The following is a 24,631-nucleotide window of genomic DNA, read 5'->3' as shown; positions in this document are numbered from 1 at the left end:
CCCCCTTAAATCACAATTTTTGTTTCGCTAACATGCTTGTACCAATAAGCGGATTCCTTAGGGTAACGCTTTTGAGTTTCAAAATCAACGTAAAACAAGCCATAGCGTTTATTGTAGCCATTTGACCACGAGAAAACATCCATTAAAGACCAAAGAAAATACCCTTTTACCACAACACCAGCATCAATAGCTTTGCTTAAAGATTGCAAATACACTTTCAAATAATCAATCCGCGGCTTGTCCATAATGATGCCATTGTCAAACTCGTCTTTATAGCCCATTCCATTTTCAGTGATATAAATCTTTTGATAATGTGGGTAGTCTTTCTTAATTCTCAATAAAAGGTCATACAAACCTTCTGGGTAAATAATCCAATCCCAGTCCGTTCGTTCAATCCCTTCCTTGTAAATCCGTTCTCCAATGCCTTTCACTTTATAAACCGAAGTGCCTTTATCACCCGTCCCATTATGATGAATGGTTGATTCGCCCTGATAAGCCTTAACAAAATGACATTGATAATGGTTGATTCCAAGATAATCATTTCGGTGACTAGCTTTTTTCATTTCTTCAAAGTCGCTTTCAAGGAATTCATAACTAGCATTGTTAGCAGCGCAAATCTCATGAAGCGCTTCCATTGTTTCCTCAGAATAATATCCCAGATAAGTAGCATCTAGCAAGAAACGAATAGAAAGCGCATCATCCAGAAAAGCCGCATGCTTATCTTCTTCGCTGTCTGTTGCTGGGTATTTTGTTTCCAAAGAATGCACCACTCCAATTTCACCAAGGTAACCTTTCTCCTTGAAAAGATTTACTACACGCGCATGCGCATACATCATATTGTGAAGACATTGAATCACCTTACTCAAATCATACTGAATCCCCGGAGGAAAGACACCGAGCAAGTATTGATTGGTCGCAACAGGATAAATTTCGTTAAAAGTGCTCCAATGATGAACCTCTGGAAATTCTTGAAAACAAAATTCAGCATATTCCACAAACGCTTCAATTGTATCTCGATTAAGAAAATCACCTTGATCAAACAAAACTTTCGGAGTATCAAAGTGATGCAGTGTAACAAATGGCAGGACATGGTGTTTCGCACATTCAGCAAATACACGGTGATAAAACTCTACTCCTTCTTGGTTGACCTTGCCACGTCCCTCTGGAAAAATACGGCTCCAAGCAATAGACAAGCGCAAGCCATTGACGCCAAACTTCTCACACAACTCAATATCTTTTGAATATTGATGATAGAAATCACTAGCTGGATCTGCTAAAAATCGCCCTTGTTTTTCTAAAAATTCATCCCAAGCGACTGGTCCTTTCCCACCTTCTTTTGTAGCTCCTTCTACTTGATAGGCAGCAGTCGCACCGCCAAAAATAAAATCTTCTGGTAATTGAAACATGTCTTCTCCTTTACAATAATCTTTGAATATGAATTACCAAATATACCTTTTCATTTGGATGAAGTCCTCCACCCAAATGCTGACGAATAACTTCATAAATATCTTCGCCAATTTGATAGGCTTCTGGATAATCCTTTTTGATATGTTCTTCTAAATTTTTCATGGAGACTTTTGAATCACTGTCATCCTGATCCAAACGCTCAATAAAGTATGTCAAATGAATCATCAAACGGTCGTAAAAATTACTATTCTTTTTCGTCCGCTTAATTCCATATTTTAAGAGTTCCTCTTGCACCAAAGCAATCATTTGTCGGGTCAGTGTTTGTTCATCTTTACTAATCACGACATCTTCGCCTTTCGCATTGATAAACTGTAAGGCTAACCGCCCAATCTCATCTTTTGGAAAATCCACATCCAATTTTTCTTTTACAATCACCAAAGCATGCTCAGCAATTTTGTACTCCGTCGGATATTGCTTTGACATATCCGGCAAGTGATTACTTTTATAAGTATTTCTTTGCAGCGCTTGATAACTACAATAAATATGATCTGTCAAAGTTACATAGATGTACTCTTGAACTGGAAATTGGAACTGTTGAATACCATAATCAATAATTTCATAACTAGTCGTGATAAAGTCCAAGGGAACATCTTTTAACAAAGCAGAAAAGTTTTCGCGCGATTCTTCACTTTTCAGTTGAAAGACTTTTTCTACTCGTTCTCCTGCCAACAAATCCCCTTTTTTCTTTTTAAAAATGATACCGAGCCCCATAACAACAGCCTGTTCACCACTTTCATTTTTAACCACCGCAACATTATTATTTAGTGGCTGGACAATTCGAAACATTCGTGTCCTCCTTCCTAACAATCTTTTTGTAAAACATAAAAAAACCATAAATAAACCAAGATTTTTTACTTGGGTCATTTATGGTCTCGCCTAATTTCTTAGTTACAATCCATGTTTTATTTAACTTTATGAATAGAGTTTAACACATTTTTAAACTTTTGTAAACCCTTTCTTACTTTATTTTTTAAAAATTTATACAAAATGGATAATTTGTGTAAATTTAAAATCTTTCATTTTATACTTAAAAAAATAGCTTACTTCTGTGCCATACCATTTGGGATAATGACTTCTTTGGGTAATTTCTCTTCTTCCTTGATGCGATTATACAAAACTACCGCATATAGAGGAAATAGAATACAAAATGAAATTAGTGCATGACAAAGTAATGCTAAACCAATCAACTCTGGAACGATGTTCAAGAAATAATTGGGATGTTTCACATAGCAGAAAAGCCAGTGATCAACAAATTTATGATTCTTAACCAGTATCAATTTTACAGTCCAAATTTCACCTAATAATTGTGTCACAACATAGAGCATAAACATTGAAAATAGCAACAGTCCAAATCCTATAGCACTAAGTGCGTCAAACCGAACCTGACGTATCGTAGCTTCAGCAAAACAAGAAATGTAAAATAAAATGTGAAGAATAGTGATATACTTGGTATTTTGCACACCATATTCACGCCCACCATTCGCCAATATCGCTTTCTCATTCTTCATCGATATTTTCAGAAATACCAACCGAAATATAAATACCGCTAAAACAATAAGTCCTGATAAAGTCATACGACCTCCTTATAATAAAATAATCTATTTTATTATATAAAGAGGGGATTTTCTAAGTCAATACATTCAAAAAATATCATATAAACTGTAGAAAGAATTTACAAAGTTGTTAGTTCGATTTCGTCTACAATTCGTTTTACATCGGCTAGGTCTACTTTTGGAGTCCATTGCAGGCAGTTAGCTGTTGCATAAGCACAGGCACGAATGATAGCTTCTCTATCAACTCTCCCCTTACTTTCTAAAGCATGGCAGAGACTTCCAAGGAAAAAGTCGCCTGACGCAATAGGATTTTTAACATGAATTGTTGGAAACGTCAGTTGGAAAACATCATCTTTCAGGCGTGCTACGACTCCTTTTCCTCACATTGTCACAATGAAATAAGGAATTTTAGTATATTCTTTGAGAAGTTTTGCTGCTTCTTCTGCAGTTTCAACTGGATATCCTGTTAATTCTGTCAATTCTTCATCGTTGATTTTTACAATGTCAGGCTGTGCTGTGAAAGCTGCTTTTAGTGCGGCACCACTTGTATCTACTACTAAATTCACATCTTCTGGTAAAAGACGACCAATTTGTGCAATATAATCATCTGGCATCCCTTTCATCAAAGAGCCAGAAAACACAACGCTATCGCCAGGTTGAATGTGCTTTATAAGATTTGTGGTGAATTGTTCTAATAAATCCTTATTCAGCTCAAATCCAGCTTCATACACAAGATAGGTCTTTCCTAATTCTGTATCAATCATAATTGTACAAGTACGCGTATTTTTATCAACCTCTGTCACAACAAGCGGAATACCATCTTCCTCATTTAATTGTTGAATATATTCGCCCATTTTGCCACCTAACATTGTATGAATGCAAAAATTTCCTTGCTCTTCGCCCTTCTCGTAATTCAGGACATAAGCCACATTAAAACTCTTTCCGCCAGCATTTTCATGCACTTGCCTTGGTCGGTTGACCACATCTTCTTTAAACCGACTAAGTAAAACTGTCCGATCCAAAGCTGGATTTGGACAAACTAAATGAATCATATTTCTCCTTCTATTTTGTTTTATTTTGTTTATACACAAAGTATGTCATTATATGTAAACGGTGTCAATAGTTTATTTTGTTTTTTTATGTTATTTTTTGTTTGACAATATTTGTGCGAGATGTTATGATGTTGTTGTGAAATAAAAAAAGGAGGTATAACAATGAAAGTTATACTAGGTACAGACCGTGATGGTTTTGAGTTAAAAAATAAAGTAAAAACTCATTTACTCCAACTTGGTTATGACATTAAAGATCTCAACGAACAAGAAGGTGCTGCTGATTTTGTCGACTCGACAGACGCTCTTGTTGAAGAATTACGAAAAGATGATACTGCCCGTGGTATTTTGTTTGACCGTTTTGCAGTTGGTTCTTATATGGTTGCGAATAAACACCGTGGGATCATTTGTGCTGCTGTTTCAGATGAGCATTCTGCCATGATGACCATTCGCCACAATTCTACACGCATTATCACTCTCGGTGCAGCTATTCTCGGTGAAGAATTGGCAAATGCCTGTGCAGAAGCTTATTTAAAAGCTGACTATGATGCTGGGCGTCACCAAGTTCGCATTGATATGCTTAATAAATTATGTTAAAGGGTAGGAGGAAAAATTATGAAAATCGCTCTCGGCTGTGACCATATCGTAACAGATACAAAAATGAAAATTTCTGAACATTTAAAAGACCTCGGTCATGAAGTCATTGATGTCGGAACCTACGACTTTCACCGGACTCATTATCCAATCTTTGGTCGTCTGATTGCAGAAAATGTTGTTTCAGGAAAAGCTGATCTTGGAATTGCCCTTTGCGGTACAGGAGTCGGTATTTCTGCTTCTGCTGACAAAGTTCCCGGTACTCGTGTAGCTCTTGTTGGTGACGTTCTAACCGCACGCTATGCAAAGAAAGAACTCAATGCAAATATCATCGCTTTTGGTGGACGTATTCTTGGTCAAAATCTTATTCACAATATCGTTGATGTCTTTCTTGAAACAGAGTATGAACCAACAGAAGCCAACAAACAATTGATTGAAAAAATCGATAATAGCATTGAAGTTAGCCCTGAAATCGCTAAAAATGACCATATTTTCGATGAAGAAAATGCTAAATGGGCTCGCGGTGAATACCACGACTAAAAGCTCAATACTCAGAAAATCAGGCTCAGTCTAATATGGACGAGACCTGTTTTTTAATAGGATGTATCAATACCGCACGAAAGATACAAAACAAAAATCACCTGCTCCTATATGAACAGGTGATAAAAATATTAACTATAAAACATTTGTATATGATTTATACTTTTCCTTGACCTTTGGTGAGATATGATCATCTGTAATTACTGCATCCAAACCATCCAACTGATAGAAACAATAGAAAGAATAGCTGTCAAATTTGCTATTATCTGCCACAATGTACTTTTCAATCGCATTGTTCAAGATAATGGCATTGCCATTTCCTTCTTCTTCATTGGCAGTCGTGACATTATGACCGTCAATTCCATTGACGCCAATAAATGCTTTAGAAACTTTGATTTCTTTCAATAATTTATTAGCAAATTGTCCGACAAACGTTTGTGTTTTCACCCGATAACGACCGCCAATCAGAATAATGTCACAATTGGGATTATCTTTTAATTTTTCAAAAATAGGAAGCGAATTTGTCACAATACTCACACTTTTATCAGCCAAATAATCTCCGATAAAATCCGTCGTTGTTCCCGAACCGATAAAAACTGTATCACCAGAAAAAATCAAATTAGCACATTTTTGAGCAATTGTTCGTTTTTCTTCAATATTTAACATTGTTTTTTCAGTATGGGAGGCTTCGTTCAAGCCATTTTTTACTTTTTTATGAGCTCCTCCATGAACACGAGTCAACAAACCTTGCTTTTCCAAGTCAATCAAATCACGACGTATCGTCATATCCGTTACATCTAGTAACTCTTTTAATTTCTTGACAGAAACCACTCCTTGCTGATCCAATTCTTGGAGAATCACTCTATGCCGTCCTTCTTTCATTTTGTCTCCTTTCTAGTTTTATATAATTTTATTCCTCAAATATATTATACAACAATTTATTCATTTTGAAAAATTAAAAACAATATTTTTTTGATTTTTGTAAAATATTGTTTGACTTTGTTTTATTTGTGTTCTATAATTAAACTATACAAAACAAAAGGAGCCTAAAGATGACAACAAAACAAGAAAAATTAAAACGTTTATGTGATAAAAACAGAATTATCGGCGCTTTGGCTATTGACCAACGAGGGGCTTTGCGTCGTATGCTTGGTGAAGACACTCCAGTTGAGCAATTGGAAACCTTTAAAGTGCTAGTTTCGAAATACTTAACAAAATACGCTTCTTCTATCCTTCTTGATTCAGAGTTAGGTTGGAAAGCGGCGGAAGCTCGTGATAAAAACGCTGGATTATTAGTTGCCTATGAAAAAACAGGTTATGACAAAACTGTTCCCGGTCGCTATCCTGACCTCGTCGAAAATGTCTCCGTCCAACGTCTCAAAGCAAACGGTGCTGATGCTGTGAAAGTCTTACTCTATATAGATATTGACGAAGATAGAGCAGTCAATGACGTCAAAGAAGCCTTTATTGAGCGAATAGCTTCTGAATGCAAAGCAGAAGACATACCTTTTTTCCTTGAGTTAGTTTCTTACGATGCCAAGGTGACGGATGAAAAAGAATATGCTAAACTCAAACCTCGCAAAGTCATTGAAGCAATGAAGCTTTACTCACAAGAACGATTTGGTGTAGATGTTCTCAAAGTTGAAGTTCCAGTCAATATGAAATATGTTGAAGGATTCGCAGAAAATGAAGTTCTTTACACCAAAGAAGAAGCTGCTGCCTTCTACAAAGAACAAAGTGATGCCACTTCTCTTCCATTTATTTTCTTATCTGCTGGAGTATCCGCACAGCTTTTCCAAGATACACTTCGCTTTGCTAAGGAATCCGGCTCAACTTTCAACGGTGTCCTTTGCGGTCGTGCAACTTGGGCTGGTGCTACCAAAGCCTATCAAGAAGGTGGCGAAGCTGCTACAATTAAATGGCTTGAAACAATAGGTAAACAAAATATCGTTGAATTAGATGCAGTTCTCCAAGAGACTGCTACGCCTATTGTATTTAAATAACTTTGTATCTCCTTATAAAAACATAAAAAGACGAACTTCTATTCGCCTTTTTATTATTGTATAATTACTTATCACCTTTATTACGGATGACAAATCCTGTTTTCTTCTCACTTGAAGTATTACGAGGTTTTTTGTGGTCTTTGCGGTAACGCTTTTCTTTGTCAAAGCGATCGTGGCGACCACCCTTTTTGTAATTGTCACGCCCATTAGTACGGTCACGACGATCATTACTACGACGCCCATTTTTGCTGTTACGATTGCCTTTATTAGCTCCCGAAACATACTTAAATGGTAATGGCTTTTCACGCGCAATTTCTACTTCTGGTAGAGTGTCTGGATCTTGTACGGTTAAGGTCAATATATATAAAGCCAATTCCTCCGGTGTAAATTCAGCTGCCAGCTTGCGAGCGTCTTTGCCAAACTTTTCAAATTGGTTGCGAATACTTTCATCTGCAAAATCTCGCTCAATCTTTTTGAGTGCAACTTTTTTCTTAGCTTGAAAAGCTTCTTCTGCAGATGCTGGCTTCATACCTTTCATCCGTTTTTTAGTTAAGCTTTCAATGACTTGAAGATACCCCATTTCATTTGGTGCAACAAATGTAATGGATTGACCAGATTTCCCAGCACGACCTGTCCGTCCGATACGATGCACATAACTTTCGGGATCTTGTGGAATATCGTAATTGTAAACATGCGTGACACCAGAAATGTCCAATCCACGTGCTGCGACGTCCGTTGCAACAAGAATATCTAAATTACCATTTTTGAAGTCACGAAGAACACGGAGACGTTTTCCTTGGTCTAAATCGCCATGAATCCCCTCTGTGCGGAAACCACGGATTTTAAGTCCACGAGTCAATTCATCAACTCGGCGTTTGGTACGCCCAAAAACGATAGAAAGTTCTGGTTGTTCCACATCCATGAGACGTGTCATGGTATCAAATTTTTCATTTTCTTTTACACGGATATAATATTGATCCACCAGTTCTGTTGTCAATTCTTTTGCTGCAATTTTGACATGTGTTGGCTCTTTCATAAACTTCACGCCAATCCGCTTGATAGCATCTGGCATAGTAGCTGAAAAGAGAAGGGTCTGACGCTCTTCCGGCACGCGTGAGATGATTGCTTCAATGTCTTCTAAGAAACCCATATTGAGCATTTCATCCGCTTCGTCTAAAATTAGCGTTTCTACATGATTGAGTTTCAGTGCTTTGCGCTTAATGAGGTCTAATAAACGTCCTGGAGTTCCAACGACAATGTGCGCGCCTGAACGGAGAGCCTTGATTTGCTTTTCAATGCTAGATCCACCATAAACCGAGCGAACTTTCACTCCTTTGCTTCGACCAAAGCGGAAGAGTTCCTCTTGACTTTGAACAGCCAATTCACGAGTTGGTGCAATGACTAAAGCCTGAACAACAGGATTTTCTGTGTTAATTTTTTCGAGAGTTGGAAAACCAAAAGCAGCTGTCTTTCCTGTACCAGTCTGAGCTTGTCCAATCACATCTTTCCCTGCCATAGCAAGCGGGATTGTTTGTTCTTGGATTGGACTGGCTTCAACAAAGCCTGCTTTTTCAATTTCTGCTAACAATTCAGCAGACAAATGTAATTCATTAAATTTCAATTTTTTCTTCTTTCTAAAAAGGTAGTGCGAAGCTACCTTATAAAACATATTTTGCTTTCTCATTCAGTAAATTTGATACCAGTATTCCAATAGAAAAGACTTTATCTTAATTACTTGCCAAAAGCAACTGAGAAAGCTGACTATTTTGTAACTTATCTAGTATAACACAAAGAATGATAAAAAGATAGGTTTTATTTTTTACTTCCACGCCGTACACATGAAGAAAATGCATGTAACCCTTTTTTCCGTAATACATGCATTTTTCAAAAAAATTTTCAAACAGATTTACCAATTAAAACTAAATACATTCATTTTGAATGAATTATACTTAAAAAGTGATATTTATCGTGAAAACACGCTAATTGAAAACGATAATTTCTTCATGCGCTTGGCGTATTTTACTTTTTATTGGCCAGCCATTTTAAAGCTTTGGTCAATACAACCCACAGAACGAGACTAATAACAACAATATAAATCCAAGCATTTTTATCATTAGATAATGGAAGTGGCACATTCATGCCAAAGAATCCCGTAATAACTGCAAGGACTGCTAAAAGAACTGAAATGATTGTTAAAACGGTTAAATTATCATTTAGATTATTGTTCAAAATATTATTGTATGAACCAGATAGTTGGCTGAGAACTTGAGAAATCAAATCTGTCATTGCTACTAACTGACGAGCTTCAATCATGACATCGTCAAACTGCTCTTTTTCAATCTCATCCAAATGACGATAAACAGCATGTCCTTTAATATGCTCCAATAACATGCGATTTTGCTTTGCAGCTGCTACCAAATAGACTATGGAAGTTTCTAAGTCTGCTAAAGCAAAGAGATTTTTCTTAGTGGTCGTTTTGTGCAATAACTGATTGATATGATCCTTTGTCTCATCCATTTTTTCGATAACAGGATAATAAGAATTGCACACTAATTCTAAACTAGCAAATAGAAATTTGTACACTGTCACAGGTTCATGATGTTCAATATAGTTTTTCATCATATCTACGACATAAGTATTTGCTCGATTGCTGACTGTTAAGAGTTTATCTTTCTGTACAATAAAGGTCATAGGAATAGTTTCATAATAGTCCTTATCCCTTTTTAAGTTTAATACGTTGAAAATAAAAACGACTGTTCCTGTTTCACGATTGTAATCCATGTGTGCTCGTTCATTTTTATCTAGCGCGTACTCAATCGTTTCTTCATCAATATTGTATTCCTTATAAGAATCTGGATGTTGACTTAAAATATCTGCATCTAAGTTTATCCAAGACATTCCATTTTTCAACTCTTTTTCAATAAACACCCTTTTCTCCTTTCTTGACTTTAAATAATCTAAAGGATTGAGAAAAACGCTCAATCCTTCATCAATCGTTATTGCACCTCTTTATCTAATGCTTGATATGCTAACAAACGAACTCACTTACCCCAGTTCTGTTTCAAAAATCATTATGATAAAACTCCAACAATAGCATAGTTTTTAAGTTAATTACTCTGCTAATATGCAGTGGCAAGTCTCACATTTTCTTTAACTGAGTTCAAACTAAATCCTCGGAAAATAGATAAAGCTTCCTATTTTTCCTAGCGTTACGATACAGAGTCAGACGAATCGATTTTATTCGTCTGACGAAGTTAGTAAGGCAGTTAGCTAGTCCCTCTACAGTGGCTAGCGTCCAATTACAGTAACTTCAGTTACTAGTCATTGGCAACGTCTTACATTTTCTCTAACTGAGTTCGAGCTAAATCCTCGGAAAATAGATAAATCCTCCTAGAAGCAATCGCTTCTTCGTCAGATTTTCTAATTTTCTGTCGGATTTTTAACGCTCTCACATCTTCTCTTCCAACTTGACATCTGGATATTTATCGGCAAACCAGCGCAAGGCAAAGTCATTTTCAAAGAGAAAGACAGGCTGGTCAAAGCGGTCCTTGGCTAAAATATTGCGGCTGGAGGACATACGCTCGTCCAGATCATCTGGTGAAATCCAGCGGACAGTCTTTTTGCCCATGGGTGTCATGACTACTTCGGCATTGTACTCATTTTCCATGCGGTGCTTGAAGACTTCAAACTGAAGCTGACCGACAGCTCCCAACATGTACTCACCAGTCTGGTAGTTGGTGTAGAGCTGGATAGCTCCTTCTTGGACCAGCTGCGCAATTCCCTTGTGGAAGGATTTTTGCTTCATGACATTTTTAGCTGCAACCTTCATGAAAATTTCTGGGGTAAAGGTTGGAAGCGGCTCAAATTCAAACTTATTTTTTCCGACAGTCAAGGTATCGCCGACTTGATAGGTGCCGGTATCGTAAACCCCAATAATATCTCCAGCCACCGCATTTTCTACATTTTCACGTGATTCTGCCATGAACTGGGTGACATTTGAGAGTTTGACAGCTTTTTTGATACGGGTCAGATTCACACTCATACCGCGCTCAAATTCGCCCGATACGATGCGGACAAAAGCGATGCGATCACGGTGCCTTGGATCCATATTGGCTTGGATTTTAAAGACAAATCCTGAAAAATCCTTATCCAGCGGGCTGATTTCCTGATTATCTGTGGTTTTGTGTCCATGAGGCTCTGGTGCAAACTCCAAGAAAGTGTCAAGAAAAGTCTGCACTCCAAAGTTAGTTAGGGCTGAACCAAAGAAGACAGGGGTTAATTCCCCATTAAAAATAGCTTCCTGTGAAAATTCATTTCCCGCTTCCCGTAGGAGTTCAATATCCTCTAAAACCTGAGCATAAAATGGATTATTGCCAAATATTTTTTCTCCTTCTTCGATGCTGGCAAAGCGCTCATCACCTTTACAGAGCTCCAGTCGCTGATTGTGCAAATCATAGAGACCTTCAAAGGATTTCCCCATCCCAATTGGCCAATTCATCGGATAACTGGCAATGCCAAGCACTTCTTCTAGTTCTTCCAGCAAATCAAGGGGTTCACGCCCGTCGCGGTCCAGTTTATTGATAAACGTAAAGACTGGGATATTGCGATGTTTGACCACTTCAAATAGTTTTTTAGTCTGGGCTTCAATCCCTTTGGCAGAGTCCACCACCATGACTGCTGCATCCACAGCCATGAGGGTGCGGTAGGTATCTTCTGAAAAATCTTCGTGCCCAGGTGTATCAAGAATATTGACCCGTTTTCCAGCATAGTCAAACTGCATGACAGAAGAGGTCACTGAAATTCCCCGCTGTTTCTCAATATCCATCCAGTCAGATTTGGCAAAGTTTCCGGTCTTCTTACCCTTGACCGTACCTGCTTCACGAATCTCGCCTCCAAAGTAGAGCAACTGCTCTGTAATCGTGGTCTTCCCTGCATCCGGGTGAGAGATAATCGCAAAAGTTCGGCGTTTTTTAATTTCATCTTGAATCGTCATTTTGTCCTCTTTTTCTTTTGATTAGTATTTTTTATCTCTATATCACAAACTCTTACTACATTGGTCTGTCCTTAACTCTTTTAACTTACCTATTATAGCGGATTTAAAGGATTTTTTCAATTGCTTAGAACATATAAAGAAGCTGGGGCAAAAGACTCAGCTTCCTTTGTTTGTATAGTCATAATTATAAGACGCAGTTTCTTGATATAAGAGACTACATTTTAGAATCTCACAATCACACTAGCAAAGAGAAAAATCACCAATATAACGATTAAAACCAGTAAATAGATAATCCGTTGTTTCCTCATTTGAAGTTCTTCTTTTTCTTCTGATGTCATGGAAAAAATAGCCTTGTTTCGTTTTAATAAGTACAAAATCAATCCTTCTCCCCCTCGACCGCCAGTTGCCAAGAATCCCCAGAATTTAGGATGTTTCATCCCGCGAACCACAGCGTCTAATTCAACTAGTTTAAACAATTGATACACAAACAGCCCATTTGCTACGATGAGCAAACCAATCAAGGTCAATAGATACCAAGTCATGGTAGAACCTCCTATATTTTACGAATAATCTGCACCAGAATATACCCACTTGTCCCGGTTACCAGCGCCACTGCCAACAAGGTCAACAGATAACTCTTAGAGATTGGAGTGATAAAAATAAAGAAAAGAAACAGTAAACAAATATTGCATATAAAAGCTAGTAAAATCTTTTTGTTGCTCTTTACAATGTTTGTCGAATCCTCTAAGTGCTGAATCATGCGCTCATCTCCTTTCAGCAATTCATCCAAACTAATCTGGTACAAATCACTTAACTGTAAAACATATAAAATATCCGGATAAAATTTTTCTGTTTCCCAATTTGAGATGGTTTGTCTAGATACAATTAATTTTTCTGCGACATCTTCTTGTGTCAAACCACTCATCTGACGTGCTTCTTTTAATTTTTTCCCAATTTCCATTATCCCTCTCCTATCTTTCTACCTTTATTTTACTATTTTCGTTTATAAAATCTAGCAAAATTTTTTTACATTTAGAAAAAATCCTGCCAAATAAACTTGACAGAGGATGTAATGCTTAAAGCTTTAAACTAATTTTGATTGCTTTTTCCATCGCCTTTTAAAATATTCATCAAAAAGGAGCAAAGCGATGGCCAGAACCAGTGAGACAAGTATGTAATTTACCCAGATTCGGTCTCCTTTTATAAGCGGGGGATGAGTCATTAATCCATAATTTCCACCAGTTACGGCATTGACACCAACTAAAAACAAATCCAAAGCAAATGTGTAGCCCACAATCTCATATTTCTTCAACAGCTGCTTGTCATAGTGGTTAATAAGATAGACCAGCGAATTAACCAAGAGACAGTAATGCCCCAGAAGAAATGAAAAACTGGTGATATGCGGAAAATTATAGGGATCAAAAACCGGATAACCAATTGCAAAAATCGCCCCACTGACACCTAAAAGTGCAAAATACTGCTTGCTTCGGCATTTATCTGGCAGCAGCAACATGGCAAACATGGCTAAACGACAATGATAAAAAGGTAGACTGTTTGCAAATGAAATATGAAAACCAAAATACCAAGAATAAAGTATAACTAATTGAAAAGCTTGTAAATATTTAAAAGTTTTTTGATACAGTGGGTTTTGCGCATAGTGAACTGAAATGTAAATGAGGAACAAGAGAATTCCTATCATCGTCACATAGCCCATAGCAGAAATGGGAGGTGGTTCTGTCTTTTGAGTTGTTAAAAAATCATTCAGCACAGCTTAATTTTCCTGTCTTACTGTTTCTTCTTGTTCTTGTCTCATTTGTTTAAAAATCAGAGAAACCACGAAAATTGCTAAAATCAAGGTCAATGAAACAAAAATATAATTAGCAATCATTCCATGACTTCCAACTAAAGGTGGTACTTTCAAAAAACCATAATTTCCGCCACTCACCAGATTTACAAATATCAATAAAAGATTCATACTAAAGCTAATCTCTACAATTCGCCGTAAATTCAACTGCTCACTATCATAATGATTCAGCAAATACGTGAGAGAATTTCCCAAAAGAGCATAGTGACCAATCAAATAGGAGACTAAAGTGATGTGAGGAAAAGCAAATGGGTCAAATAAAGGATAGACCAATGCACAAATAGGTCCAAACACTCCTAAAAGTGCAAAATATTGTTTATAGGTTGAAGAATCAGGCAGTAGCAAAACAGCAAACATCGCCAATCTGCAATGATAAAAGGGAAGTGATTCAGAAATTGGTGACAAGGTCACAATATACCAGCCATAAAGCACTAAAATTTGTAAACCTTGTACAGCTTTCAAAAAGTTCTGATAGCGCCTGTTTTTATGATATTTTACAGCACTATACATGACATAAATGATTCCTAAAAACATCATTCCATACCAAAATGGAGTTAATTGAGGGGCCTCCGTTTTATGACTTGTAAAAAATTCTTGTAGATTCATCTCCTACTCATCCATCCTATTACTTAATTCTTTGATGACACTCAGCTTTCTTGTTGTGGCGACAATACCTAACTTCTTTTCAAGAAAATTATTATTTAACTTCTTTTTTCTGGCAGCTATTGGTAAATACATATAAAGACAAGCTTCTCCGACTGCAAACATTTCGTCTGTAAAATTCATTGCTTGTAGTTCTGCCAATTGCTCCGTTGAAATGTGATTGTTTGTAAAAACGAGATGAATCCGTGACGAATCCAACTCCTCAGAAAAGGGATTTCCTAAAATAGCCCTTTCTAAATAGGACTTTTCTTTTACGATAATGGATAAATTTGCACCAATGTTTTCCAATATCACCTGATGCATGTGTTGGGCTAATTCTCCAGCTGGTAGGCTTGTTTCGCAAATTACATTGCCTGATTGAATATAACTTGAAACATTATCTAAACCAGATTGTTTCAACATTTGAACCAACTCACTCATCTTAGGGATCCGATTTGGTCCTGTTGGCATCACGCCACGAAGGAGGGCAAGATACTGTACTTGACGGTTACTCTTCATTCTCCAATTTCTCCACTAGACTGGCTAAGTTCATAGAGTTACTTCCTTTTATCAGCAATTGGTCCGTTGGTTTTAGTGCTTCTTTAACAGCCTTGACTAAGTCAGAAAATTGATCTTTTTCAGCATTTTTTACAAAATAATGGGCTTTTCCAGGCGGGAAAATTTCCTTAGCATAGGCAAATAGAGCAGCCATGTCCTCTCCATAAAGGAAAATTTCTGAGAGAATTTCTGGATTTAGGCTAGTTATCATGGCACCGTGCATTTGTTTAGAATCAGCCCCCAATTCTTTCATATCAGCTAAAACTGCCAGTTTCCGACCTTTTTCATTAAACGGAATCGTTGAAAATGTCTCCAAAATCAATCGCATAGCGGTTGGATTGGCATTGTAAACATCTGAGAGGATATCCGCACCATTTTTAGCTTTCTTCCATTCGGTTCGATTTCGTGTTAATTCAAGCGTGGCAAATGCTTTTTGGATCTTATCTTGTGTTACCCCTTCTTTCAACGCCACATAAGATGCAATCATGGCATTTGTTGCATTGTACTTCCCAGTTACTGGAAGGTCAATGGCGTTATCTAAGAAATTGGTTTCAAAAGTCAAACTATCTTTTCGTTCTTCCAATTTCGTTAGGAAAATATCTTCGTCTGGACCAAAACGGACTACATTTTGCTGGCTCGGTAGAAAATCATTGATAATCTTGTCCGCTGGAACGATTAAAAGCCCCCCCTCTTTCATGCCGTTGGCAATTTGCATTTTTCCTTTTGCAATTTCATGACGACTTTTAAAGAATTCTAAATGCGCTTCGCCAATCAGCGTCACAATACCTACTTTTGGCTGAGCAATTGTGGACAGAAGGTGAATATCCCCCATGTGATCTTGTCCCATTTCCAAAACCAATTTTTCGGTGTCATCTGGCATGTGTAAAACCGTATAAGGAAGACCAATTTCATTATTGTAGTTTCCTTGCGTTTTATAAGTCTTGTAAGTTGTTGACAAGAGATGAGCCAGCATATCTTTGGTCGTCGTCTTACCGTTAGAACCTGTGACCGCAAAGACATCTACCTTCATTTTTTCCAGATAATACTGTGCCAAACGCTGCAACGCTGCCAATACATCATCAACTAAAATATAAGGATAGTCGTCCAATTCTTTTTCTGACAAGGTTGCCACAGCACCATTTTCAAATGCTGTCGCAATAAAGTCATGCCCGTCACGTGCTCCTTTAAGAGGCAAAAATAAATCCCCTTCTTCAATCAATCGGCTGTCAAATTCTACATTTCTAAATGTACAATTCGGAAATTGATGAACATCATTTTTGGCTTTCAATACAGAAGCTACTTCATAGAACGTTAATTGCATTTTTCTCACCTATATGTCTTAAATTTCTCTAACTCTCTCATTATACCACAGAATAACCTACTTTTACACATACTCGCTAAAGATATACTAAAACAATAGAAAAAAGAACCTTTCGGCTCTTTCAATCTTGTCTTACAACAAATGTTTTTCATGTTTTGTAAACGTTTCTTGGGCTAAAAGGACTAATTTCTCAATCAAATCCGTATAAGAAATGCCCATATTTTCCCAAAGCAGCGGATACATCGACCATTGAGTGAAACCTGGCATCGTATTTAGCTCATTAAGGAGAATCTCGCCCTTATCAGTATAAAAGAAATCGCAACGAGATAAACCAACACCGCCGATAGCATGAAATGCTTTTTCAGCATATTGACGCATAGTGGCAATGACATCTTCTGATAGTTTTGCAGGAATATCCATGGTGATTTTGTTGTCAATGTACTTGGCTTCGTAGTCATAAAAAGCAACATCTTTCACTACCTCACCTGGCAAACTGCTTTTGACTCCTTTATTTCCAAGCAAACCGACTTCAATTTCACGCGCATTGACACCTTGCTCAATCAAGACACGGCTATCATATTTGAAAGCCAGCTCAAGAGCAGAGCGCAATTCATCTTGATTTTCAGACTTAGAAATGCCGACGCTAGAACCCATATTGGACGGTTTGGTAAAAACTGGATAAGTTAGATTGGCTTCTACTGCTGCAATCTTTTCGTCTATGTTTTCCCCTTCAATCACTGCTACATAGGGAACTTGCGGAATGCCGGCAGAAGCTAATACACGTTTAGTCGTGATTTTATCCATAGCCACACTAGAAGAAAGGATATTGCAACCCACATAAGGCATTTTCAACACTTCAAGGAATCCTTGGATAGACCCGTCTTCTCCCATTGGACCATGCAGAACCGGGAACACAACTGCCCCTTCTTCGTAAATATCACTCGGTTTAATCTTTTGACTTGCAACAACAGTATCGTTGGTCATTAATTTTTCATCATCGGTAGGTTTGCTTGAAAATTCTTGCGTCTTGATGAAATCACCTGCTTGTGTGATGAAATAAGTCTTCACAAAGAATTTATCATAGTCAATCGCACGCATGACACTCTCCGCTGATAAAACAGAGACCCTTCTTTCCGCACTGCGACCACCGTAAAGGAGAATAATTTGTTGTTTTGCCATTTTTATACCTAACCTTCTTATCTTAAAAGAAATCTACAAATTTAATCGCTTTTTAGTATATCATATTTTAGATTGTTTTTGAATAGAAAAAGAGCTTCCATTTTCTGTTAAAGGAAAGCTCTATTTTCTTTTTTACAATTCTGTGCGATTCTCAATAGCCCGAAGCAGCGTCACTTCGTCTGCATATTCAATGTCAGAACCAACTGCTAATCCACGAGCCAGGCGTGTGACCTTGATACCAGCTGGTTTTAACACCCGTGAGATATACATGGAAGTCGCTTCACCATCTGCTGTCGCATTGGTTGCCACAATTACCTCTGTTACCTCACTATCCATCAACCGTGTAATGAGACTTTTCAGATTGATGTCATCAGGCCCAACACCATTCATAGGAGAAATCAATCCCTGCAAAACATGGTACAAGCCATGGTATTCTTGAATATTTTCCATAGCAGAAACATCTCGGCTATCTTCTACAACCAAAATAGTAGATTGATCACGTGTCTCATCGGTGCAGATAGCACAAGGATCATCATCTGTTAGATTCCCACAAATAGAACAATAGGTCAGCTCACGTTTTGCTGCAAGCAAATTTTTAGCAAATTCATTGACATCATCATCACTCATACCAATCGTATAAAACGCCAAACGCGTTGCTGTTTTTATACCAATTCCTGGTAATTTAGAAAAGCTATCAATCAATTTTGCAATCGGTGTTGGATAAAGCATAGTATCCTTTCTAATTCATTGGATGTTGTTGTTGATACAAGTTAATAATATCACGAGTTATACTATGGCTAACGGTTGACGATAAGTTTGTATTGTGTGGGAACACAACTGCCACTGCAATCTGCGGGTTGTTACTTGGCGCATAAGCCACTACATTCGTATTAATAGCTTCCTTTCCACCCGCGAAGGTTTCTGCTGTCCCTGTTTTGGCGCTAATCGGCACTGCTTCACCTTGTGACAAAGTACGCCCTGTAGTAAATCCGCTTGTACCATGAACTACTTGATAAAAACCTTGTCGAATCAAATCCATATTCTCTTTTGAAATATCAACTTTATTCAGCTCTTTGGTTGACTTGGATTCAATCAACTTTCCAAGCCCGCCCGTCTCATTATTGTCATAAATTCCTTCTACTAAGTGTGGTGCAATACGAGTACCGCCATTAGCCACCGTTGCAGCATATTGCGTCAACTGCATTGGAGTATAGTTATCAAACTGCCCAAAAGCATTGGTTAAGTAGTTCGCAAACGTATATTTCTTAGGTGTGTAACCTTCTGATTCACTTGGTAAATCAATTCCTGTAGATGCTCCCAAACCATATTGAGCAAAAGCTTTACGCAATTTGTCCATAGAGGAATCCAAATTCGTCAAATCAATCGCCATATTGGGCGTATAAGGCGTTCCCATCATATTTAAAGCTAGTTGAACCATATAAGTATTGGATGAATATTCTAGTGCCTCTAAAGCCGTAATTTGACGAGCTCCATATTGTGTGAACCAAGAAGTGATGGCAGAGGAGCCTCCAAAAGAAATTGGTTGATCCGTCATAACTTGATTTCCTGTGATAGCTCCAGATTCCCAGCCAGCTGTTAAAGTAGCTCCTTTCACCACAGAACCCGGGACAAAGTTGTTCATAATCGTTCCAAGAGAGTCTGTTGTTAGTTCTCCTGTATTGGTATCGTGCTTCAGACCAGCCATGGCTAAAATAGCACCTGTTTTAGGATTCATCGCAACAGCATATACGCCTTCAGAATATGTCGCATTTCCGCTCGCTAATTCCGCACTAAAATACTTTCTCAAAATGTCTTCTACACCGTTCTGAAAAGCTAAATCTGTTGTTAATTTTAAATTATTTCCCTTACTACCATTGGAAATATTTTTCACGCTTTCCATATTTCCATTTTTATCAAGATTGATTTCTTTGACTGCGCGTTTTCCTTGAAGTGTAGACTCATATTGTTTTTCCAAATAACTCGTTCCAACACGATCATTAAGGGAATATCCTTTTTTCAAATAAGCATCCACTTCTTCTGCGGGTAGCCCTGCCTTTTCACTTGAAACACTTCCGATAATAGAAGCCAAAGAAGTATCCAACACTTTCCTGTCCCAGCTGGTGGTAATACTGATACCAGACAGTTCTTTCGAGCTAGAGGCGATTGTCGCAATCTGATCAGCTGATAAATTATCCGTACGAATATTTCCCGTTTCAAAATTAGAAATAGCATTCATCTGACTGAACAAATAAATAGCTTTTTTATCTTCATCTGAGTAGTTTAACTTTGCTACATCAACACTCTTAACGGCATTATTATAAATCTTAGACTCTGCCAAACGATTTCCATCTGTACCATATTTTTTATTTTTAGGCAGCTGATTAACGACCTTCTTATAAACCTCGCTGTCTGCCAAATAATAATCTACTTGTTGACGCTCAGTAACATCTGCGTTGGAAATAGAAACCAATGGAAGCAATTTTTGAGCAATTTCTTTAATCTCTGCAGCCGTCATTTTGTTGCTACGTGTGAAAGAGACGACTTGCTTGGTTGTATTCTCAACCAACGGTTTCCCACTCGCATCATAAATCTGACCCCGAACCGAACTGGTCGTCACTTTAGTCTTGCTAGCTGTCGCCAATTTTTTTGTATAAAAACTCCTATGGATAACCTGCATATAGCCCAAACGCACAATCAAACTCATAAACAGTAAAATCACAATTCCAAATAATAAATTCAAACGTCGTGGGATTGAATGGCTATTAAATGTTCTTTTTTCCTTAGACATGGTATCTCTCATTCTAGTCAAAATGCTATCTTTTATTGTACCATAAATCCACCTAAATGAAGTCGTGGAAAATGGAAAACACTGAGAAAAAACTCGCAACACCTTAAAAAGCCCTGCTTGCGCAGAGCTTACAATATTTTATTGGGCTTATTTCCCAAGATAGTATTCGTTGACAAGATTCAATTTTTCATCAAATTCAAATACAAGTGGTGGGAAGTTAGGAATTTCCACATTCATAATTTCGTCATCTGACAATTTTTTGATGTGTTTTACAAGGGAACGGATAGAATTACCATGTGCACCTACGAATACATTTTTACCGTCTTTCAAAGCTGGAGCGATTTTATCTTCCCAGAATGGAAGAGCGCGTTCCAAGGTTACTTTCAAGTTTTCTGCATCTGGAATAACAGAGTCATCAAGGTTTGCATAGCGACGGTCAGTATGTGCTGAATATTGATCATCTTTTGCCATAGCTGGTGGCAATACATCATAAGAACGACGCCAAATATGAACTTGTTCGTCACCCCATTTTTCAGCTGCTTCAGCTTTATTTTGACCTGTCAAACCACCATAGTGACGTTCATTCAAGCGCCATGATTTTTCAACTGGTACCCAAAGTTGATCTGCCGCTTCAAGAGCAAGATTTGTTGTTTTAATAGCACGTGTCAAAACAGATGTGTATGCTTGGTCAAACTCAATACCAGCTTCTTTAATCAATTTACCAGCATCAATAGCTTGTTGCGTTCCTTTTTCAGACAAATCAACATCAGCCCAACCTGTAAAGAGGTTTGCTTTGTTCCATTCAGACTCACCGTGGCGAGCAAAAACTAATTTTACCATTAGAAATTCTCCTTTGATTTTTGAAAACTGTCTCACAGTCACTACTATATTTTACAAAATTTTTTCAAAAAAATCCAGTATCAATGGGAGAATATTTGATTTTTGATAATTTACTTTATTCAAGCGTAGACATCAATTCCTTAACTATTTTTCGAGCACTCAGGACAAATTCCGTACATCAAGACTTGTGTCTTTGTAATTTTATAACCTGTTTGTTCTTCAGCTTCGCGCTTCAAATCAGGTATATCTACATCTTCAAAGTCTGCAATTCGACCACATTTTTCACAGACAACATTCAGATGTTCGTGCCCCATAAAATCAAAATAAGTCGTTTTATCATGGCTAATCTTAATTTCTTCTACAAAGCCCTCTTCCACCAAAACTTTGAGATTATTATAAACTGTTGCTAAACTCATATTAGGAAAGTCAGGAAGTAAATCATGATAAATTGCTTCCGCACTTGGGTGTTCATGCGTCCGAATCATATAGGCAATGACTGCCTTTCTAGTCTCTGTAATGCGGACTCCCTTTGTTTTCAATCGTTGAATAACGTTTTCATAATCACCTTGATCCGTGAGTACTAAATAAGGATGTGAGTTCATTTCCTACCTGCTCATGATTTTTTCCTTTATTATATCACGAAAATAGAAAAATGCATATTTAGAATGATTGCAAATAATAAAGTTAGTCTCCTTGTCTGCCCTTTTACAAGAAAAAAACCTATTGCTCAACGCCAAAACGTTGAAACAATAGGTTTTTTAAAATTGCATTATTTAACAGCATCTTTAAGAGCTTTACCTGCTTTAAATGCTGGTACTTTAGAAGCTGCAATTGTGATTTCTGCACCAGTTTGTGGGTTGCGACCTTTACGAGCTGCACGTTCACGAACTTCAAAGTTACCAAAACCAATCAATTGAACTTTTTCACCAGCTGCAAGGTATTCAGTTACTGCTGCAAATACAGCGTCAACTGCTGCTGCTGAATCTTTCTTAGTCAATTCTGTAGCTTCTGCTACTTTTGCAATCAAATCTTGTTTGTTAGCCATTTAACAAATCCTCCAAAAAATTTTATGAGTTAGCAGTTACTAACTCTAACAAGTATTATCATATCTAAAAATTACTATTAGGTCAAGCATAAAACGAACTTTTTTCTATCTTTCCAAAAATATCCAACTTATTCATAGCGAACAAGAACTGCCCAAGCATTTTCCCCAGTATGTGTTTGGATAATAGAACCCGTTTCTAAAACAGGAATCGGAGCTGTCACAAATTGTTGCAACACCTGTTTCATCTCATTTGCCAACTCAGCAGTCCCTGCATACGAGATTCCAATCTCAGCCACTTTTTTATCTTTTAAGCCTTCAGCTAAATCATTGACCCATTTTTTAAAGGTTTTTACACCACGCCCCTTCACAATCGGTTGTAATTCGTGGTTTTTCATTTGCATAACCACTCGAATATTAAGCAGCGAACTGAGAAGACCAGTCACACGACTAATACGACCGCCTTTTACAAGATTTTCAAGCGTTGAAACACCAATATACAATTCTGTTTTTTCGCGCACTTCTTCGATTTTTACTAAAATAGCATCAAAGTCTGCACCTTCTTTTGCTAGTTTTGCAGCTTCAACCACTTGAAACTTCAATGCTTGATCCGTAAAGGAGCTATCAATCACTGTTACATCCACATTTGCCAAGGTTGCACCTTGACGTGCAGCTTCGACCGTTCCAGATAAAGCATGCGACATATGAATAGATATGATTTTATCGGCAGTTTCTCCGAGTGTTTCAAAGATTTCTGCAAAAACACCAACTGGTGGTTGACTGGTCTTCGGTAGATTTTTACTTGACTGCATCAAATGAAGAAATTCTCCTTCTTTTAAGTCAGCGTCTGAATAAACAACACCGTCTACCATTACAGACAAAGGGACGATTGTAATCTCTAAATCCTCTACAACTTGCGGTTCAATCGTAATAGATGAATCCGTTACAATTTTGATTTTTGTCATGGTTTTCCTACTTTTATAAATTTTATCTATTTAATTTATTATATCAAAAAAATAACTTTTTGTGGAATAATTTTTCTGTCTCAATTGTCAAGTCAAGTGCAACAAAGTTGTTCCTCTGATTAAGTGAGTATCTTTCAAGCTGTTTGAGTTAGCTCAAACAGCTTTTTTGCGGACTGATAGCCATGGATTCGTCTAGGTCTTTCATTGATAGCCTTTGTATAGTCCTCTAAAAGTGTCGGATTTAGTTTTTTTAGTGAGGATCCTTTGGGAATGAACTCTCTTAATAATCCATTGAAATTCTCATTTGTGCCTCGTTCATAAGATGAATAGGCATGTGCAAAATAAACATCTAATCCCTCTATCTTACTCAATGATGAAAATTCGTTTCCATTATCTGCAGTTATGGACTTAATGGGATAAAGTTTCATACACTCTAAGACTGCTTGATTGACATACTCTGCTTTCTTTTCCACGAGTTTCTTTGTGACAGCATAGCGTGTTTATCGTTCTACCAATGTTAAAATAGAAGGTTCTCCTATTGTCTTTCCACCCAGAACAGAATCGATTTTCCAATCTCCAAAACGGGAACGATTATTAATCTCTTCTGGTCTTTCTTCAATTGACTTTCCTAGATGTTTCTTGGTAGAGGGACGCTTGTTAAATTTCTTACGAATCCGCACTGCTCTTGGTAAATCAATAACCTTAATCTCTAACAAACCTTGATGGATATAGTTATAGAGCGTCTTGGTTGAAGGAACAACTGCATCTACATGTTGGAGTCTATAGGTATGAACAAAGGTATCCACGCTATGCACCCTTGGTTTCTCTCTCATCGCTTCTATAAATTTTGTCAGAAAATCGTTCGATACACGATCCAGTTTTAGATAATAGCTGGTTTCTCTAGCATCCCGATAACGGTTATGGGCAGCATCTGCATAATAGTGTTGGTAGTAGACCTTCTGCCCATTGACTTTTTTCAATTGTGTTATGGAACCACGATTAATTTCACGAGTAATAGTAGAGCGATTTCTCCCCAGTCTACGAGCAATTTCAGCAGGTTTGAGTCCTACGCTTAAATAAGCTTCAATTTCTCCTCGCTCAGCTTCAGATAAGTGCTTGTAGGATTGATTTGTGGTAGAATAATTTGTGGACATGTTCATCTTCCTTTATACTGTTTTTCGCAACTCTAGTATATCAGATGAACATGTCTTCTGTGTTGCACTTCATTTTACA

23 protein-coding genes and 2 pseudogenes are annotated in these 24,631 nt (G+C 37.4%); 3 read left to right on the top strand and 22 right to left on the bottom strand.

The window, feature by feature from the left end:
* Positions 1-5: 5 nt before the first annotated feature.
* From lacG to ABKA15_RS02950, 4 genes and pseudogenes are all read right to left on the bottom strand, one after another.
* A complete protein-coding gene (gene lacG / locus ABKA15_RS02965; protein WP_049514401.1) occupies positions 6-1,406 on the bottom strand; it encodes a 6-phospho-beta-galactosidase in 1,401 nt (466 codons plus the stop codon).
* A 10-nt stretch (positions 1,407-1,416) separates the two neighbouring features.
* Positions 1,417-2,253 carry a PRD domain-containing protein gene (locus ABKA15_RS02960; protein ID WP_106388037.1) on the bottom strand — a complete coding sequence of 279 codons (837 nt, stop codon included), beginning with the start codon at positions 2,251-2,253 and terminating at the stop codon, positions 1,417-1,419.
* A gap of 254 nt (positions 2,254-2,507) precedes the next feature.
* Entirely contained in the window at positions 2,508-3,041 is a 534-nt protein-coding gene (locus tag ABKA15_RS02955; RefSeq protein WP_049514405.1) for an isoprenylcysteine carboxyl methyltransferase family protein, read from the bottom strand.
* Positions 3,042-3,139: 98 nt separating this feature from the next.
* Positions 3,140-4,072 (bottom strand): annotated as a pseudogene (locus tag ABKA15_RS02950) (PfkB family carbohydrate kinase).
* 162 nt (positions 4,073-4,234) lie between these two features.
* Here ABKA15_RS02950 and lacA point away from each other — a divergent pair.
* Together lacA and lacB are read left to right on the top strand one after the other, a co-directional pair.
* Entirely contained in the window at positions 4,235-4,666 is a 432-nt protein-coding gene (lacA, locus tag ABKA15_RS02945; protein WP_003030052.1) for a galactose-6-phosphate isomerase subunit LacA, read from the top strand.
* Positions 4,667-4,684: 18 nt separating this feature from the next.
* Positions 4,685-5,203, top strand: coding sequence for a galactose-6-phosphate isomerase subunit LacB (gene lacB, locus ABKA15_RS02940; RefSeq protein WP_003030053.1), 519 nt, complete (start codon positions 4,685-4,687; stop codon positions 5,201-5,203).
* 135 nt (positions 5,204-5,338) lie between these two features.
* Here lacB and ABKA15_RS02935 read toward each other — a convergent pair whose 3' ends face one another.
* Entirely contained in the window at positions 5,339-6,085 is a 747-nt protein-coding gene (locus tag ABKA15_RS02935; RefSeq protein ID WP_003030054.1) for a DeoR/GlpR family DNA-binding transcription regulator, read from the bottom strand.
* A gap of 170 nt (positions 6,086-6,255) precedes the next feature.
* Between ABKA15_RS02935 and lacD the strand changes: the two genes are divergently transcribed.
* Positions 6,256-7,206 carry a tagatose-bisphosphate aldolase gene (lacD, locus tag ABKA15_RS02930; protein ID WP_049514408.1) on the top strand — a complete coding sequence of 317 codons (951 nt, stop codon included), beginning with the start codon at positions 6,256-6,258 and terminating at the stop codon, positions 7,204-7,206.
* 64 nt (positions 7,207-7,270) lie between these two features.
* On the opposite strand, the gene ABKA15_RS02925 is transcribed toward lacD, so the two are convergent.
* The 17 genes and pseudogenes from ABKA15_RS02925 to ABKA15_RS02845 form a co-directional block, all read right to left on the bottom strand.
* On the bottom strand, positions 7,271-8,827 hold the full coding sequence (locus ABKA15_RS02925; RefSeq protein WP_049514429.1) for a DEAD/DEAH box helicase: 1,557 nt from the start codon (positions 8,825-8,827) through the stop codon (positions 7,271-7,273).
* Positions 8,828-9,225: 398 nt separating this feature from the next.
* Complete coding sequence (locus tag ABKA15_RS02920) at positions 9,226-10,134, bottom strand: magnesium transporter CorA family protein (RefSeq protein WP_022526649.1); 909 nt, start codon at positions 10,132-10,134, stop codon at positions 9,226-9,228.
* A 520-nt stretch (positions 10,135-10,654) separates the two neighbouring features.
* Entirely contained in the window at positions 10,655-12,199 is a 1,545-nt protein-coding gene (locus ABKA15_RS02915) for a peptide chain release factor 3 (protein WP_049514410.1), read from the bottom strand.
* Positions 12,200-12,420: 221 nt separating this feature from the next.
* Positions 12,421-12,741: a hypothetical protein gene (locus ABKA15_RS02910; RefSeq protein WP_049514411.1), complete on the bottom strand. Its 321-nt coding sequence runs from the start codon at positions 12,739-12,741 to the stop codon at positions 12,421-12,423.
* Positions 12,742-12,752: 11 nt separating this feature from the next.
* Positions 12,753-13,160, bottom strand: a complete 408-nt coding sequence (locus ABKA15_RS02905; protein WP_049514412.1) for a helix-turn-helix transcriptional regulator — start codon at positions 13,158-13,160, stop codon at positions 12,753-12,755.
* A 123-nt stretch (positions 13,161-13,283) separates the two neighbouring features.
* Complete coding sequence (locus tag ABKA15_RS02900; protein ID WP_049514431.1) at positions 13,284-13,964, bottom strand: TIGR02206 family membrane protein; 681 nt, start codon at positions 13,962-13,964, stop codon at positions 13,284-13,286.
* 6 nt (positions 13,965-13,970) lie between these two features.
* Complete coding sequence (locus tag ABKA15_RS02895) at positions 13,971-14,669, bottom strand: TIGR02206 family membrane protein (RefSeq protein WP_049514414.1); 699 nt, start codon at positions 14,667-14,669, stop codon at positions 13,971-13,973.
* A 3-nt stretch (positions 14,670-14,672) separates the two neighbouring features.
* Positions 14,673-15,224 carry a DUF1697 domain-containing protein gene (locus ABKA15_RS02890; protein ID WP_186832667.1) on the bottom strand — a complete coding sequence of 184 codons (552 nt, stop codon included), beginning with the start codon at positions 15,222-15,224 and terminating at the stop codon, positions 14,673-14,675.
* A complete protein-coding gene (murF, locus tag ABKA15_RS02885; RefSeq protein ID WP_049514417.1) occupies positions 15,214-16,584 on the bottom strand; it encodes a UDP-N-acetylmuramoyl-tripeptide--D-alanyl-D-alanine ligase in 1,371 nt (456 codons plus the stop codon). Before murF ends, ABKA15_RS02890 begins: the two co-directional genes overlap by 11 nt.
* Before the next feature lie 132 nt (positions 16,585-16,716).
* Positions 16,717-17,763 carry a D-alanine--D-alanine ligase gene (locus ABKA15_RS02880; protein WP_049514418.1) on the bottom strand — a complete coding sequence of 349 codons (1,047 nt, stop codon included), beginning with the start codon at positions 17,761-17,763 and terminating at the stop codon, positions 16,717-16,719.
* 132 nt (positions 17,764-17,895) lie between these two features.
* Positions 17,896-18,492 (bottom strand): recombination mediator RecR, encoded by a 597-nt coding sequence (gene recR, locus ABKA15_RS02875; RefSeq protein ID WP_003030149.1) that lies wholly within the window; start codon positions 18,490-18,492, stop codon positions 17,896-17,898.
* Between the two features lie 10 nt (positions 18,493-18,502).
* The gene (gene pbp2b, locus ABKA15_RS02870) at positions 18,503-20,563 is read right to left on the bottom strand and encodes a penicillin-binding protein PBP2B (RefSeq protein ID WP_186832668.1); all 2,061 of its coding nucleotides are present in this window, start codon (positions 20,561-20,563) and stop codon (positions 18,503-18,505) included.
* Between the two features lie 135 nt (positions 20,564-20,698).
* Positions 20,699-21,391: a phosphoglycerate mutase gene (locus ABKA15_RS02865; protein ID WP_186832669.1), complete on the bottom strand. Its 693-nt coding sequence runs from the start codon at positions 21,389-21,391 to the stop codon at positions 20,699-20,701.
* Positions 21,392-21,531: 140 nt separating this feature from the next.
* On the bottom strand, positions 21,532-21,993 hold the full coding sequence (locus ABKA15_RS02860) for a Fur family transcriptional regulator (protein ID WP_186832670.1): 462 nt from the start codon (positions 21,991-21,993) through the stop codon (positions 21,532-21,534).
* A 167-nt stretch (positions 21,994-22,160) separates the two neighbouring features.
* Complete coding sequence (locus ABKA15_RS02855) at positions 22,161-22,436, bottom strand: HU family DNA-binding protein (RefSeq protein ID WP_003023726.1); 276 nt, start codon at positions 22,434-22,436, stop codon at positions 22,161-22,163.
* A gap of 128 nt (positions 22,437-22,564) precedes the next feature.
* Positions 22,565-23,398: a DegV family protein gene (locus ABKA15_RS02850; protein WP_049514425.1), complete on the bottom strand. Its 834-nt coding sequence runs from the start codon at positions 23,396-23,398 to the stop codon at positions 22,565-22,567.
* Between the two features lie 134 nt (positions 23,399-23,532).
* Positions 23,533-24,552: pseudogene (locus ABKA15_RS02845) on the bottom strand (IS30 family transposase).
* Between the last annotated feature and the right edge of the window lie 79 nt (positions 24,553-24,631).

Origin of the sequence: Streptococcus sp. KHUD_010 (genome assembly GCF_040207525.1) — a bacterium.
Classification (GTDB): Bacteria; Bacillota; Bacilli; order Lactobacillales; family Streptococcaceae; genus Streptococcus; species Streptococcus hominis.
This window is presented reverse-complemented; position numbering and strand designations above follow the sequence as displayed.